General features: G+C 69.3%; 13 protein-coding genes. 4 read left to right on the top strand and 9 right to left on the bottom strand.

Going from position 1 to position 13,058, the window contains the following annotated elements; all coding sequences use genetic code 11:
- Positions 1–38: 38 nt before the first annotated feature.
- Positions 39–1,139 (bottom strand): recombinase RecA, encoded by a 1,101-nt coding sequence (gene recA / locus ABS772_RS08495; protein WP_350393727.1) that lies wholly within the window; start codon positions 1,137–1,139, stop codon positions 39–41.
- 521 nt (positions 1,140–1,660) lie between these two features.
- Here recA and ABS772_RS08490 point away from each other — a divergent pair.
- Positions 1,661–1,930, top strand: a complete 270-nt coding sequence (locus ABS772_RS08490; protein WP_350393725.1) for a hypothetical protein — start codon at positions 1,661–1,663, stop codon at positions 1,928–1,930.
- Between the two features lie 154 nt (positions 1,931–2,084).
- Here ABS772_RS08490 and ABS772_RS08485 read toward each other — a convergent pair whose 3' ends face one another.
- The 7 genes from ABS772_RS08485 to flgB form a co-directional block, all read right to left on the bottom strand.
- On the bottom strand, positions 2,085–4,811 hold the full coding sequence (locus ABS772_RS08485) for an ATP-binding protein (protein WP_350393723.1): 2,727 nt from the start codon (positions 4,809–4,811) through the stop codon (positions 2,085–2,087).
- A gap of 186 nt (positions 4,812–4,997) precedes the next feature.
- Positions 4,998–6,065, bottom strand: coding sequence for a flagellar biosynthesis protein FlhB (flhB, locus tag ABS772_RS08480; RefSeq protein WP_350393721.1), 1,068 nt, complete (start codon positions 6,063–6,065; stop codon positions 4,998–5,000).
- Between the two features lie 39 nt (positions 6,066–6,104).
- Complete coding sequence (fliR, locus tag ABS772_RS08475; RefSeq protein ID WP_238255927.1) at positions 6,105–6,881, bottom strand: flagellar biosynthetic protein FliR; 777 nt, start codon at positions 6,879–6,881, stop codon at positions 6,105–6,107.
- A gap of 45 nt (positions 6,882–6,926) precedes the next feature.
- A complete protein-coding gene (gene fliQ, locus ABS772_RS08470) occupies positions 6,927–7,193 on the bottom strand; it encodes a flagellar biosynthesis protein FliQ (protein ID WP_238255928.1) in 267 nt (88 codons plus the stop codon).
- Between the two features lie 69 nt (positions 7,194–7,262).
- The gene (gene fliE / locus ABS772_RS08465) at positions 7,263–7,586 is read right to left on the bottom strand and encodes a flagellar hook-basal body complex protein FliE (RefSeq protein WP_238255929.1); all 324 of its coding nucleotides are present in this window, start codon (positions 7,584–7,586) and stop codon (positions 7,263–7,265) included.
- 5 nt (positions 7,587–7,591) lie between these two features.
- Entirely contained in the window at positions 7,592–8,002 is a 411-nt protein-coding gene (gene flgC / locus ABS772_RS08460) for a flagellar basal body rod protein FlgC (RefSeq protein ID WP_238255930.1), read from the bottom strand.
- Between the two features lie 21 nt (positions 8,003–8,023).
- Positions 8,024–8,440, bottom strand: a complete 417-nt coding sequence (flgB, locus tag ABS772_RS08455; protein WP_238255931.1) for a flagellar basal body rod protein FlgB — start codon at positions 8,438–8,440, stop codon at positions 8,024–8,026.
- 331 nt (positions 8,441–8,771) lie between these two features.
- Between flgB and ABS772_RS08450 the strand changes: the two genes are divergently transcribed.
- Both ABS772_RS08450 and ABS772_RS08445 read left to right on the top strand, forming a co-directional pair.
- On the top strand, positions 8,772–10,022 hold the full coding sequence (locus tag ABS772_RS08450; RefSeq protein ID WP_350393719.1) for a hypothetical protein: 1,251 nt from the start codon (positions 8,772–8,774) through the stop codon (positions 10,020–10,022).
- Between the two features lie 89 nt (positions 10,023–10,111).
- Positions 10,112–11,206, top strand: a complete 1,095-nt coding sequence (locus ABS772_RS08445) for an NAD(P)/FAD-dependent oxidoreductase (protein ID WP_350393717.1) — start codon at positions 10,112–10,114, stop codon at positions 11,204–11,206.
- Between the two features lie 2 nt (positions 11,207–11,208).
- Here the strand turns inward: ABS772_RS08445 and ABS772_RS08440 are convergent, their stop codons facing one another.
- Positions 11,209–12,048: a transglutaminase-like domain-containing protein gene (locus ABS772_RS08440; protein WP_238255934.1), complete on the bottom strand. Its 840-nt coding sequence runs from the start codon at positions 12,046–12,048 to the stop codon at positions 11,209–11,211.
- Positions 12,049–12,245: 197 nt separating this feature from the next.
- Here ABS772_RS08440 and ABS772_RS08435 point away from each other — a divergent pair, with 197 nt between their 5' ends.
- Complete coding sequence (locus ABS772_RS08435) at positions 12,246–13,052, top strand: heme ABC transporter permease (RefSeq protein WP_350393715.1); 807 nt, start codon at positions 12,246–12,248, stop codon at positions 13,050–13,052.
- Positions 13,053–13,058: the final 6 nt, after the last annotated feature.

The following is a 13,058-nucleotide window of genomic DNA, read 5'->3' as shown; positions in this document are numbered from 1 at the left end:
GCGGGCTTTTTTCACGCCCGGTGCGTCGGGCGAGGCGCCTACGCCTCGCCCTCGTCCAGATCGTCGGCCGTCGGCTTGGCGTTCTCGAGGATGCGGTCGGCGACGAGACCCGAGTTCTGGCGGATCGAGGCCTCGATCTTGTTCGCGATGTCCGGATTGTCGCGCAGAAAACCCTTGGCGTTCTCGCGGCCCTGGCCGAGGCGCTGGCTGTCGTAGGAGAACCAAGCGCCCGACTTCTCGACGATGCCGGCCTTCACGCCGAGATCGACGAGCTCGCCGACCTTCGACACGCCCTCGCCGAACATGATGTCGAACTCGACCTGCTTGAAGGGCGGCGCGACCTTGTTCTTCACGACCTTGACGCGGACCGAGTTGCCGATGGCCTCGTCGCGATCCTTCAGCGTCGAGACGCGGCGGATGTCGAGGCGCACCGAGGCGTAGAACTTCAGCGCGTTGCCGCCGGTGGTGGTCTCGGGGCTCCCGTACATCACGCCGATCTTCATGCGGATCTGGTTGATGAAGATCACCATGCAGTTCGAGCGCGAGATCGAGCCGGTGAGCTTGCGCAACGCCTGGCTCATCAGGCGGGCCTGGAGGCCCGGCTGGCTCTCGCCCATCTCGCCCTCGATCTCGGCGCGCGGGGTCAGCGCGGCGACCGAGTCGACCACCAGCACGTCGATGGCGCCGGAGCGCACCAGCGTGTCGGTGATTTCGAGCGCCTGCTCACCGGTATCGGGCTGCGAGATCAGCAGGTCGTCGAGGTTGACGCCGAGCTTGCGCGCGTAGACCGGGTCGAGGGCGTGCTCCGCATCGACGAAGGCGCAGACGCCGCCCTTCTTCTGGGCCTCGGCGATGGTGTGGAGCGCCAGCGTCGTCTTGCCCGAGGATTCCGGCCCGTAGATCTCGATCACCCGGCCGCGCGGCAGGCCGCCGACGCCGAGCGCGATGTCGAGGCCCAACGAGCCGGTCGAGACGGTCTCGACCTCCTGCACCTTGTCGGTCTTGCCGAGGCGCATGATCGAGCCTTTGCCGAAAGCCCGCTCGATCTGCGTCAGCGCAGCCTCGATCGCCTTCGACTTGTCCTTGTCCGCTGCTGCCATTGTCGAGGATTCCACCATCTTCAGCGCAGGCTGGGCCATCGCTCGGCATCCTTATGCATGGGAGGGGCACGGCGCTCAATCCGCCGGAGCTGATCGATTTCGTACCTGTTTTGTTCTTTTTACGCAAGTCCCAGCGCGACGGTTTCCCACCGTCACCGCGGCGTCGTGCCACGCCTCTAACATTGCGGGTTGCACAACTTTCAATAACGATGACAAACATATGGAGGCGATGACGGAGATCATGGCGAGTATGCCATGTCTGTCCGCAACCTGGTCGGTCGATCTTCGTAGTGATGCGGAGGCGCGGATCGGGAAGTCGATCAATAAACCTATGTCAATATATTCAATTAATTCTAGGTTTAGTCACGGATTGGCGTTTGAAAGATTTGTGTGCTCATGGTCCGTGAGTACATCGTATTGTGTGTGACAGCAGTGAACTTCGAAGGGGTTGCATGAATATCGGATCTCGGGTCAGACTCCCGAATATCGTACGATGAAGTTCGGTAAAATTCACTGAAAGAGCCATCATCGATCTGCAAATCGCGAGGCGAGCCCTGAGCATGGCGCGCGAGAACTATGCGGCCCACTCTATCCTTGAGTGGACGCACGACAAGGTAGACTTCATGCTGAAAGACCTCAACGAACTTCGTGAAATCGAGCAGCTCTTGCGCCAGGCCGAGGAACGATTGGGGCCGACTGCGACATTCAGGCAGCGCACGCTTCTTCAGATGAGCCTGTTCGAGTTCCGGCGCGGCTTACGGGCCGAGGACGAGGAGGCGACGCCCTCCGTGGATATGTCGCAGGACGAGTCCGACAATCGATCGTTCTAAAGCCGTCCCTCTCGATCGAGCCGAAGCCACTGTGCGCGCATCACCGCGCGCATGCGAGAGGCGGAGCGCTCCTTCGTGCCCGCTGATGTAAATCCCACGAAATTCGCAGAAGCTCTGCTCGGGGATGCGGTTCCTCCGCGCCGTCGGTCGAGGGTCAGCTCGCCATCGTGCGCTTCACCGTCTCGACGAGCTGCTTCAGGCTGAAGGGTTTCGGCAGGAAGTTGAAGGTCTCGCCCTCAGGCAGGTTCTTGCGGAAGGCGTCCTCCGCGTAGCCGGAGACGAAGATCACCTTCAGATCGGGATAATGCTTGCGCAGCTCGCGCAGCAGGGTCGGCCCGTCCATCTCCGGCATGACGACGTCGGACACCACAACGTCGATGCCGTCGGCATGTTCCTCGATCAGGCGCAGGGCCTCGATGCCAGAGGCGGCCTCCAGCACCGTGTAGCCGCGGGCGGAGAGGGCGCGGGAATTGACCGCGCGGACCGGATCCTCGTCCTCGACGAGCAGGACGGTGCCCTGACCCGTGTGGTCGGTCGCCGGCTTCGGCGGCTCCGGCGCCCGCGCGACGGGGGAGGCGGCATCCGATCCCGGCTCGGACGGCTTCGGATCGCCCGTCACGCCGGCATCCGGCTTCGGCTCGCCACCGTCGGAGCCGGCGGGCTTCGCGAGCGCGGGCATCTCGGGCTCGGACGTCACCCGGGGCGGCGGCACCGGCTCGGGCAGGGCCTCGGCGCCGGGCTCGTGACGGGGCAGGTAGATGCGGAAGGTGGTGCCTTCGCCCACCGTCGACTGCACGTCGATGGCGCCGCCCGACTGGTTGACGATGCCGAACACCGTCGAGAGCCCGAGCCCGGTGCCCTTGCCGATCTCCTTGGTGGTGAAGAACGGCTCGAAGATCTTCTGGCGCACCTCGGGCGGGATTCCCTCGCCGGTATCGGTCACCTCAATCATCACGTGGTCGCCCGCCGGGATCCCCACCGGCCGCTCGCCGTCGACGGGGCAGTTGGCGGTGCGGATCGTCAGGCTGCCGCCGCCGGGCATCGCGTCGCGGGCGTTGACCGCGAGGTTCACGATCACCTGCTCGAACTGGTTCACGTCGGCCTTGATCGGCCAGATCTCGCGGCCGTGGCGGAAGTCGAGCTGCACGCGCTCGCCGAGCAGGCGCTTGAGCAGCAGTGTCAGGTCGGAGAGCGCCTCGCCGACATCCATCACCTCCGGCCGCAGGGTCTGGCGGCGGGAGAAGGCCAGCAGCTGGCGCACCAGGCTCGCCGCCCGGTTCGCGTTCTGCTTGATCTGCATGATGTCCTGGAAGGCGTGGTCGGTCGGCCGGTGGCTCGCGAGCAGCAGGTCCGAGTAGCCGATGATCGCCTGCAGGACGTTGTTGAAGTCGTGGGCGATGCCGCCGGCGAGCTGGCCCACCGTGTCCATCTTCTGGGTCTGCGCGATCTGCTGCTCGAGCTGGCGCTGGGCCGTGGTGTCGAGGGCGTAGAGGATCACCCGCTCGCGGTCGCCGTCGGCCTTGCCCTCGGCATCCGCGGCCTGCGTCCCGTCGGCATCCGCCGGACTCATCCACACGCGGGCCGAGCGCTCGCCGGGACCGGACAGGCCGACCTCGATCGGTTCGAGGCCGCCGAATCCGTTGGCGGCGCGGGCGAGCGCGCTCTCGATGGCGCCGCGATCGCTCTCCAGAACCGCATCGCGCATCATCGGATCGGGCGCGTCGCGGCCGGCCTCCGCCGCCGGCTGGCGCGGCATGCCGGCGAACAGGCGGACGAACGAGGCGTTGGCGCGGATCACGCGGCCGTCGCGGTCGAGGGTGGCGATGGCGATCGGGCTGTTGTTGAGGAAGCGGGCGAGGCGCACCTCGGCGGCGCGCTGCGGCTCGTCGGCATCCGAGCCGGCGGAGCGGTTGAGCACGAAGGTGCGCGAGGGGCCGGGCGCCCCGTCCTGCCCGTAGGCGACGCGGTGATAGAGCCGGGTCGGCAGCGGCTGGCCGTTGCGGCGGCGCAGATCGATGTCGTAGCGGTCGGTGCGCACCTCGCCGGGCAGGCCGGGCGCGGTGGTGAGCATGTCGGCGCCGGGCGCGATCTCCAGCAGCTTGAGCCCGCCCGAGCCGACGGTCGCGAGGTCGTAACCGAGCCAGGAGGCGAGCGTCGCGTTCATGTAGACGATCGAGCCGGCGGCATCGATCGACAGGAAGCCCGCCGGCGCGTGGTCGAGATAATCGATCGCGTGCTGAAGTTCCTGGAAGACGTTCTCCTGGCGCTCGCGCTCGTGGGTGATGTCGCTCACCGTCCAGAGCGCCGCGGAGCCGCGGTGGCGCGGGATCGGCCGCACGGCGATGCGGTACCACGCGAAGTCGCGGTCCGGCGCGCCGCCGGGCGGGGGCGACATCCGGATCTCTTCCGCGTAGGCGCGGTCGTCGCGGGACGCCTGCGCGAGCCGGTAAACCGCCTCCGAGACCTCCGGCGCGCCGACGAAGATGCGCTCGATGGAGCGCAGGTTCGAGAAGCTGTCGCCGCCGGCCAGCCGCATATAGGCCTCGTTGGCGTAGATCATCCGCCCGTTGTCCTCGACGACGAGCGTGCCCTCGGGGGCGGCGTCGACGATGGCGCGGGTGATGTCGTCGCGCGAGGCGGGGCCGGCGAGCTGCAGCGCGCCGATCGCCAGCGCGAACAGGAAGAACACGCCCGCCATCGCGAGCAGCGCCAGCAGGGCGAGGATGAGCGGCTGCGCCTGCTCGTTGGCGACGAAGGACAGCCCCACCGCCGCGCCGACGAGCAGCCCCGCCAGCATCAGCAGCAGGCCGACCCGGCCCGGCCGCTCCGAGCGATCGATCGAACCGGACGCCGGCACCGCTGGTCCGCTGACCTCAGCCATCAGGCCCTACCCATCCCTCGCACATGGCCGCCGCAGATGGCCGCCGCATATCACCGACGACCTTGGCCGCTTCGCGCCCCGTGGGTCGTCGACCGCCGCGTTGTTTGCCGGAGCATTGCCGGACAATGGTGCATAAACCGTGGCGCCTGAACGACTTCGCCGTCCCACGCGGAGGCGGATCGCGCGTCAGGCGGCCCTTCGGCGCAGGCGAAGCACGAAACCGATGACCTCCGCAACTGCGCGATAGTGCTCGGCGGGAATCTCCTCATCCACCTCGACCGTGGCGTGCAGGGCGCGGGCGAGCGGCGGGTTCTCCATCACCGGCACGTCGTGCTCGGCGGCGACCGCACGGATGCGCAGCGCCAGCGAGTCGACGCCCTTGGCGACGCAGACGGGGGCGGCCATGCCGGCCTCGTAGCGGAGCGCCACGGCGAAGTGGGTCGGGTTCGTCACCACCACGGTCGCGGTGGGCACGGCGGCCATCATCCGCTTCTTCACCCGCGCCTGGCGCAGCTGACGGATCCGAGCCTTCACCTCGGGGCTGCCCTCGCTCTCCTTGTGCTCCTGCTTCATCTCCTCCTTGGTCATGCGCAGGCGCACGTGCCAGCGGTGGCGCTGGTAGAGCGCGTCGCCGAGCGCGATGGCGGCGTAGGCCGCGAGCATGCCGCCCATCATCTTGAGCGCGAGCGTGAGCGTGCCCTGGAGGGCCGCGCCGGGATCGAGCTGAGCGAAGGATTCGGCCCGGTCGTGCTCGCTCCACAGGATCGCGCCCGCGACCGAGCCGACCACGACGATCTTGGCCAGCCCTTTGGCGAAATTGACCCAGGCATCCATGCCGAGCAGGCGCTTGGCGCCGGCCATGGGCGAGATGCGCGCGAATTTCGGCATCAGGCTCTCGGCGGTGAAGATCGGCCGGTGCTGGATCAGGCCGGCGGCGATGGCCGCGAGCATCGCGATGCCGAGCGGCACGGCGAGCGCCTTGGCGCAGACCCAGCCCGCCCGGACGGCGACACCGAGATAGGTGCCCCCGTCCGAGGACAGGCTGCCGGCATGTTCGAGGAAGCCGCGCATGTCGCGGGTCAGCCCCTCGGCCACCGGGCGGGCCGAGAGCATCAGGGCCAGCGTGAAGGCCGCCAGGATGAAGAAGGTGTTGATCTCGGGGGAGTTCGGGACGTCGCCGCGCTCGATCGCCTGCTCGATGCGCCGCGGCGTCGGGTCTTCGGTCTTGTCCTCGTCGTCGGTCTCGTCGGACACCGGTTCAGGCTCCCCCGTTCCGGATCGGCGCGCGGACCGTCAGCGGCCGAGGAACGCGCCGAGATAGCGGCCGAGATCGTCCAGGAACAGTCCCATGACGAGACCCAGCGCCCCGACGAGCAGCATCATGCCGATCAGCACCGAGGCGGGAACGGCGAGGAAGAACACCTGCAGCTGCGGCATCAGCCGGGAGAGCACGCCGAGCCCGAGATTGAACAGGATGCCGAAGACGATGAACGGCCCGGAGATCCGAACCGCCAGGGCGAAGCCGCGGCTGAACGCGTCGAGCGCCAGCTTGGCGGCATCCGCCATGGCCGGCACGCCGCTCGGCGGCAGCAGGACGTAGCTGCGCCCGATCGCTTCGAGGGCGACGTGGTGCAGGTCGGTCGCCATGATGAGCGTGACGCCGAGCAGCGCCAGGAAGTTGCCGAGCGCCGCCTGCTGCCCGCCCATCGTCGGATCGACGGTCATGGCGTAGGACAGGCCGAGCTGCTGCGAGATCACCGTGCCCGCGGTCTGGAGCGCGGCGACGATCATGCGCACGCACAGGCCGAGCATCAGCCCGATCAGGATCTCGCCGAACAGGAGGCCGATCAGGGCGGGGGCCGCCAGCGCCGCGTTGCCCGTCGGCAGCATCGGCCGCACGGTCGGAAACAGCACCAGCGTCACGAGGAGGGCGAGGGCGAGCCGGATGCGGCCGGCGATGAGCTGCTCGCCCAGTCCCGGCATCAGCATGATCAGGGTGCCGACCCGGGCGAAGGTGATGAGGAAGGCCGCCGCGAGGCCGGGCAGCAGCAGGTCGAGCGGCGTGGTCATGCCGGCTCATCCTACACGCTCGTCCGAGGTCGCGCTGCCGTTCCATCACCCGCCCGCGGCGATCCGGGCGGCGATCCGCGCCATGTAGGCGGCCATGGCGTCGCCGATGAAGGGGAGCATCAGCAGCATCACCCCGAACACCGCGACGATCTTCGGCACGTAGATCAGCGTCTGTTCCTGGATCTGCGTCAGCGCCTGGAACAGCGACACGATCAGGCCGACGACGAGGGCGACGATCATCAGCGGCCCCGCCACCTTCAGGAAGACGAAGATGCCGTCGCGGGCGACGTCGAGGATGGCAAGGCCGGTCATGGGGCTTTCGGCTTCAACTGGGAGTGTCGGCAGCATCCCCTCCCGGCACGCGGGGAGAGGAAAGAAGTGCTAGATCGGCATGCGCATGATCTCTTCGTAGGCGGAGATCACGCGGTCGCGCACCGCGACCAGGGTCTGGAGGGCGGTCTCGCTCTCGGCGACCGCGGTCACCACGTCCACCACGTTGGCCTTGCCCGCCGCCGCCGAGAGGGCGGCGCGGTCGGCCTGCGCGCCGGACTGCGCCACGCTGTCGAGGCTCTGCTGCAGGAGGCCGGTGAAGCCCCCCGGCGCCGTCAGCCCCTGGGCCATGCCTTGGGCGGGCTTCGGGGCGCCCGGGCGGGCGAGGCTCTGGGCGGCGCCGTAGGCGCCGGCGGCGAAGGCGGAGGTCGTCATCGGGGCTACGCCTTCAGGATCTCGAGAGTGCGGGAGATCATCCGCCGCGTGGCGGTCACCATGTTGAGGTTGGCCTCGTAGGAGCGCTGGGCCTCGCGCATGTCCATGTTCTCGATGAGGCCGTTGACGTTGGGCAGGCGGACCTCGCCGCGGGCATCCGCGGCCGGGTTGCCGGGATCGTGCTTGGTGCGGAACGGCGTCGGATCGCGCCGAACCCGGCCGGCCTCGACGACGCTGGCGTTCAACTCGCGGTCGAAGCGGCTCGTGAAGGTCGGGATCTTGCGCCGATAGGGATCGCCGCCGGCGGTCTGCGCCGTCGAATCGGCGTTGGCGATGTTCTCGGCGATGATGCGCATCCGGCCGGACTGCGCCTTGAGGCCGGAGGCGGCGATGCCGAGGCTCTTCAGGAAATCCATGACGGTCTCCGCTTACGGATGTCAGCGCTTGCCGACGGCGATCTTCAGGGCGTCGAGGCTCTTCTGGTAAAGCGAGGCGACGAGCTGGTAGTCGGCTTGGTTGTCGCCGGCCTTCATCATCTCCTCCTCCAGGTTCACCCCGTTGCCGGAGGGGCGAACCTCGAAGCCCTTGAAGCGGCGCGGATCGGCGTTCGGCCCGGCGCTCGTCGAGGTCCCGATATGGGCGGAATCCGTGCGGGCGACCCCGTCGCCGCCGACGGTGGCCCCGATCGGGGCGGCGAGACCGGCGGAGGCAGCGGAGGGTTCGGCGAGGTCGCGCGGACGGAAGCCCGGCATGTCGGCATTGGCGACGTTCTCGGCGAGCAGGGCTTGGCGGGCCTGATGCCAGTGCATCCGGGTGCGCAGCATGCCGAGCAGGGGCAGGTCGGTGAGCGACATGATGCCTCGAGGCCGGGCCGGCGGGCGATGCGGTTCGGGAGGCCGCGGATCCGGACCCGGCAGAAACTGCCGCCTGCATGGTTAAGGACCCGTTAACCGGGCAAATCCTGCCGGGTGCCCATTCTGCCGCACGTCGCCCCGACGGCGGGGAATGGCCGGTTTCGACCGCACCGAGTTGTTAACGAAGTGTCAGCCTTTGTTGCCCGGCGGCAAGGCGGCGGCGATAATCGAACTCTGTATTGCGTAGGGCCGAGATCATCGCCCGCCGGCTCCGGACATCGCTGGAGGCCGCGCGGCGACGCCGAAGCCCCGACTTAGAAAGACGCGGGTCTTGCAAGCGTTCTTCAGTTCCGAGGGCTCCTACGCCCTGCAGTTCCTGGTGATCTTCCTCGTCATCCTGGTGCTGTTTCTGATCGCGGCGCTGCTGTTCATGCGGCTGTCCGGGCGCGGTCTCACCCTCTCGGCGGGGTCGGGCCAGCGCGGCCGCCAGCCGCGGCTCGGCATCGTCGACATCTACGAACTCGATCGGCAGCGGCAGCTCATCCTGCTGCGGCGGGACAACGTGGAGCACCTGCTGCTGGTCGGCGGCCCAAACGACGTCGTGGTCGAGCGCCATATTCAGCGCGGCGCGGGGAGCCGCTACGCCCCGGAGGGGCACGCCCGTACGGGCGAGATCGGGTCCGCCGAGTCCGGCGGGCTGGAGCCGCCGCGCACCGATCCCTTCCTCGACTCGCCGATGCCGCCGACCTTCGCGATGCCGGAGGTCGTGCCGGCCGCCGTTCCCGGTGCCCCGCCCGCGACCGACCGGGCGCCGCCCCTCGATCCCGGCCTGTTCGAGCCGGAGGTCTCGCCCGGCGACGCTCCGGTCCGGCCGGCGACGCCGGTCAGCCGCCTGATGCGCCGCACTGCGCCGCCCGTGGTCAGCCCGCGCCCGGAAGTTGCGTCCGAGCGCGGCCCCCGCGCCGAACCCGCGGGCGCGCCGGCGCCCGTGCCCGAGCCGTCACCGGTCATGGCCAGCCGTGAACCGAGATCGGTCGATCCGGCCGTCCTGTCCGACATGGCGCGCCAGCTTCAGGTCGCGCTGAAGCGCCCCTCGTCCGCCGTCACGCCGCCGCCCGGCGCTCCGCAGGAAATCCTCCCTCCGCCGGCGGCTCCGACACCGGCTCAGCCAGTTGCCTCGGAGCCCGATCCGGTCGCGGCGGCGATGTCGGCCACGGGAGCGTCACGGCCGCCCGAGCCGCCGCCGCCGGCTGCGGCGGCCAGGCCGGAACCCGCGCCGGTTCCCGTGGTGAATCCGCCTCAAGCGGAGCCGAAACCGGCGCCACCGGCCAAGCCCGTCGCACCACCTCAATTCGTGGCGCCGCCGAGACCCGAGCCGGCGAAACCCGAAGCGCCCAAGCCCGAGATGCCTAAGCCCGAGACGCTTAAGCCTGAGCCATCGAGGCCCGAGCCGCCGAAAACGGACCCGTCGAAGGCCGACGCGTCCGAGCCGGGGGCTCAGGGCCAGAACCCGTTCTCGGTGGAAGAAATCGAGGCGGAGTTCGCCCGCCTGCTCGGACGTCCGCTCGACAGCAAGAACTGAGACCAGCAAGGTCGTCCGGTCATCGACCGCACCGTCGCGGACGGCGCCGCAACGGCCCGCGGTCGCGCGTTTCTTGAGGCATCCGAGGCATGGAGGTGCTCGTCGTCGGGGCGGGGGTGGTCGGACTCGCGGTCGCGCGGGCTCTCGCCCTGCGCGGTGCTTCGGTCATCCTCGCGGAGGCGGCCGAGGCGATCGGCACCGGCGTGTCGGCCCGCAGTTCGGAGGTGATCCACGGCGGGATGTACTACCCGCCCGGTTCGCTGCGCGCTTACCACTGCGTCGAGGGACGCCGCCGCCTCGTCGACTTCTGCGAGAGCCACGGCGTGCCCTACCGGCTGTGCGGCAAGCTGATCGTGGCGACCCGCGAGGCCGAGCGCCCGATGCTCGAGACGATTCGTTCGCGCGGGGTCGAGAACGGGGTCGAGGGCCTTGTCCTGCTCGAACGCGCCGAGGCCGTCGCCCTGGAGCCGGCCCTGTCCTGCGTCGCGGCGCTCCACTCGCCCGCGACCGGGATCGTTGACAGCCATGCCCTGATGCTCGCCCTCCTCGGCGATATCGAGGATGCCGGCGGCGTTCTGGCGCTGCACACCCCGATCGAGGCCGCCGAGCGACGGGAGGGGCGCTGGCAGGTCCGCTTCGGCGGCGCGGCGCCGGACCGGTTGGAGGTCGATGGCCTGGTCAACGCCGCCGGCCTCGGCGCGCAGGCGCTCGCCCGCCGGATCGAGGGGTTGCCACCGACCGGCGTACCCCGACAGGTGCTGGCCAAGGGCAGCTATTTCGGGTGCGGCGGCCGGCCGGCCTTCACGCGGCTGATCTACCCGGCGCCGGTCGAGGGAGGCTTGGGCATCCACCTGACCCTGGACCTCGCCGGCCGGATGCGGTTCGGGCCCGACGTCGAGTGGGTGGAGGCGCCGGACTACACGGTCGATCCGGCCCGGGCCGAACGGTTCGAGGCGGCGATCTGGCGCTACTGGCCCGGCCTGCCCGACGGGCGCCTGATGCCCGACTATGCCGGCATCCGGCCGAAGCTCAGCGGTCCCGGCGAGCCGGCGGCGGATTTCCGCATCGACGGCCCGGCCGAGCACGGAATGCCGCGGCTGGTCCAGCTCTTCGGGATCGAGAGTCCGGGCCTGACCTCCTCGCTCTCGCTGGCCGAGGCGGTGGCCGACCGGCTGTTGATCTGACGCTAGGCCGCCCGCATCAGATCGGCCGTCGTCCCGTCCGCGACCTCGTCGGTGTGGACCGCGAACGCGACCAGCCGGGCCGTTCCGAAGCTCGTGGAGATCGCGCAATCCGTCGCGTCGCGGCCGCGCGCCATGACGATCCGGCCGATCCGCGGCGTGTTGTGCCGGGCATCGAAGGTGTACCAGCGTCCGCCGAGATAGACTTCGAACCACGCGGAGAAGTCCATCGGATCGGGCACGGCCGGCACGCCGATATCGCCGAGATAGCCCGTGCAGTACCGCGCCGGGATGTTCATGCAGCGGCAGAAGGCGATGGCGAGATGCGCGAAGTCGCGGCAGACGCCGACCTGCTGATGATAGCCGTCGAAAGCGGTGCGCGTGGCGTCGGCCTGCATATAGTCGAAGCGGATCCGCTCATGCACGTGATCGACGATCGCCTGGACCCGCGCCCAGCCTTCCGGCGTGTGTCCGAAGAGCTGCCACGCGAGCCCGCACAGTCGGTCGGTGTCGCAGTAGCGGCTCGCCATCAGGTAGAGCATCACGTCGTCCGGCAGGGCGTCCACCGGCAGTTGGGCGGCGTCCGGCACGACCGGGTCGGGCAACCCTGAATCCGCCACCAGGAAATCCGCCGAGATCGCGAGCCGGCCGGCCGGCGCGACGATGCGGGTGCAGACGTTGCCGAAGGCATCGAGCGACTGCCGCTGCGGAATCGGCGGGTCGAACCGGATGGTTTCGGGGCTGCGCAGATCGCCCTGGCGCGAGGGGTGGACGCTCAGCAGCAGCGACATCGGCGTCGCGGCGTCCGTCTCGAAGGTGATGTCGTACCCGGTCTTGATCAGCATGGAACGGCCTGCAACGTGGTTCTCTCGGCCCGGGGAGCAGAATTCGGACGAGGTAAGCCGGTAAGTTGCGAGATTACGGGCCGTTCCGGCAGGGCGCTGCACAAATGTTCCGCAACGCGCCGACTTGCGCGGCACCGGCCTGCCGGGACGTTCGCGCGCATTGCCGCTGCAGCGCACTCTTGGGTATGGAAGCGTCCATGTGGACCGCCCTCTGGAATCGCCTCGCCCATCCGGGCCACTTCCTGCTCTGGTCGGGCGCGGCCTTGCCCTGGCTCGCCGCCGTCTCCGGCCTGCTCGTCGCGGCTGGGCTGTACCTGACCTTCTTCGTGGTGCCGCCCGATTACCAGCAGGGCGACACCGTGCGGATCATGTACGTGCACGTCCCCGCCGCGATCCTCGGCATGGGCTTCTACGGGGCGATGACCCTGTCCGCGATCGGCACGCTGGTCTGGCGCCATCCCCTCGCCGACGTGTCGCAGCGCGCCGCGGCGCCGATCGGCGCGGCCTTCACCCTGATCTGCCTCGTCACCGGCTCGCTCTGGGGCAAGCCGATGTGGGGCACCTACTGGGTCTGGGACGCGCGCCTGACCTCGATGCTCGTGCTGTTCCTGATCTATTGCGGCATCATCGCCCTGTGGCGGACCATCGAGGATCCGAGCCGGGCCGCGCGCGCGGTCTCGATCCTGACGCTGGTCGGCGCGGTGAACCTGCCGATCATCAAGTTCTCGGTGAACTGGTGGTCGACGCTGCACCAGCCGGCCTCGATCCTGCGCATGGGCGGCTCTTCGATCGATTCCTCGATGCTCTACCCGCTGCTCGAGATGGTGCTGGCGATGACGCTGCTCGGCGTCACCCTGCATCTGCAGGCGATGCGCACCGAGATCTATCGCCGCCGGGTGCGCACGCTGCTGATCCGGCAGGCCGAGCGGCTCGATGCCGGTGCGCAGGAGACCGTTCCCGTCACCCGCGCCGCCGCGACCCTTCCCGTCGGACAGGCGATCTGAGATCGA

Origin of the sequence: Methylorubrum podarium, assembly GCF_040270385.1 — a bacterium.
GTDB lineage: Bacteria > Pseudomonadota > Alphaproteobacteria > Rhizobiales > Beijerinckiaceae > Methylobacterium > Methylobacterium podarium.
Note: the sequence above shows the minus strand (reverse complement) of the source record. Positions and strands in the feature narration are given on the sequence as shown.

Coding starts and splice junctions, on each gene's coding strand:
- recA (WP_350393727.1), bottom strand. CDS start 1,139: ATGGCCCAGCCTGCGCTGAAGATGGTGGAATCCTCGACAATGGCAGCA.
- ABS772_RS08490 (WP_350393725.1), top strand. CDS start 1,661: ATGGCGCGCGAGAACTATGCGGCCCACTCTATCCTTGAGTGGACGCAC.
- ABS772_RS08485 (WP_350393723.1), bottom strand. CDS start 4,811: ATGGCTGAGGTCAGCGGACCAGCGGTGCCGGCGTCCGGTTCGATCGAT.
- fliR (WP_238255927.1), bottom strand. CDS start 6,881: ATGACCACGCCGCTCGACCTGCTGCTGCCCGGCCTCGCGGCGGCCTTC.
- fliQ (WP_238255928.1), bottom strand. CDS start 7,193: ATGACCGGCCTTGCCATCCTCGACGTCGCCCGCGACGGCATCTTCGTC.
- fliE (WP_238255929.1), bottom strand. CDS start 7,586: ATGACGACCTCCGCCTTCGCCGCCGGCGCCTACGGCGCCGCCCAGAGC.
- flgC (WP_238255930.1), bottom strand. CDS start 8,002: ATGGATTTCCTGAAGAGCCTCGGCATCGCCGCCTCCGGCCTCAAGGCG.
- flgB (WP_238255931.1), bottom strand. CDS start 8,440: ATGTCGCTCACCGACCTGCCCCTGCTCGGCATGCTGCGCACCCGGATG.
- ABS772_RS08445 (WP_350393717.1), top strand. CDS start 10,112: ATGGAGGTGCTCGTCGTCGGGGCGGGGGTGGTCGGACTCGCGGTCGCG.
- ABS772_RS08440 (WP_238255934.1), bottom strand. CDS start 12,048: ATGCTGATCAAGACCGGGTACGACATCACCTTCGAGACGGACGCCGCG.
- ABS772_RS08435 (WP_350393715.1), top strand. CDS start 12,246: ATGTGGACCGCCCTCTGGAATCGCCTCGCCCATCCGGGCCACTTCCTG.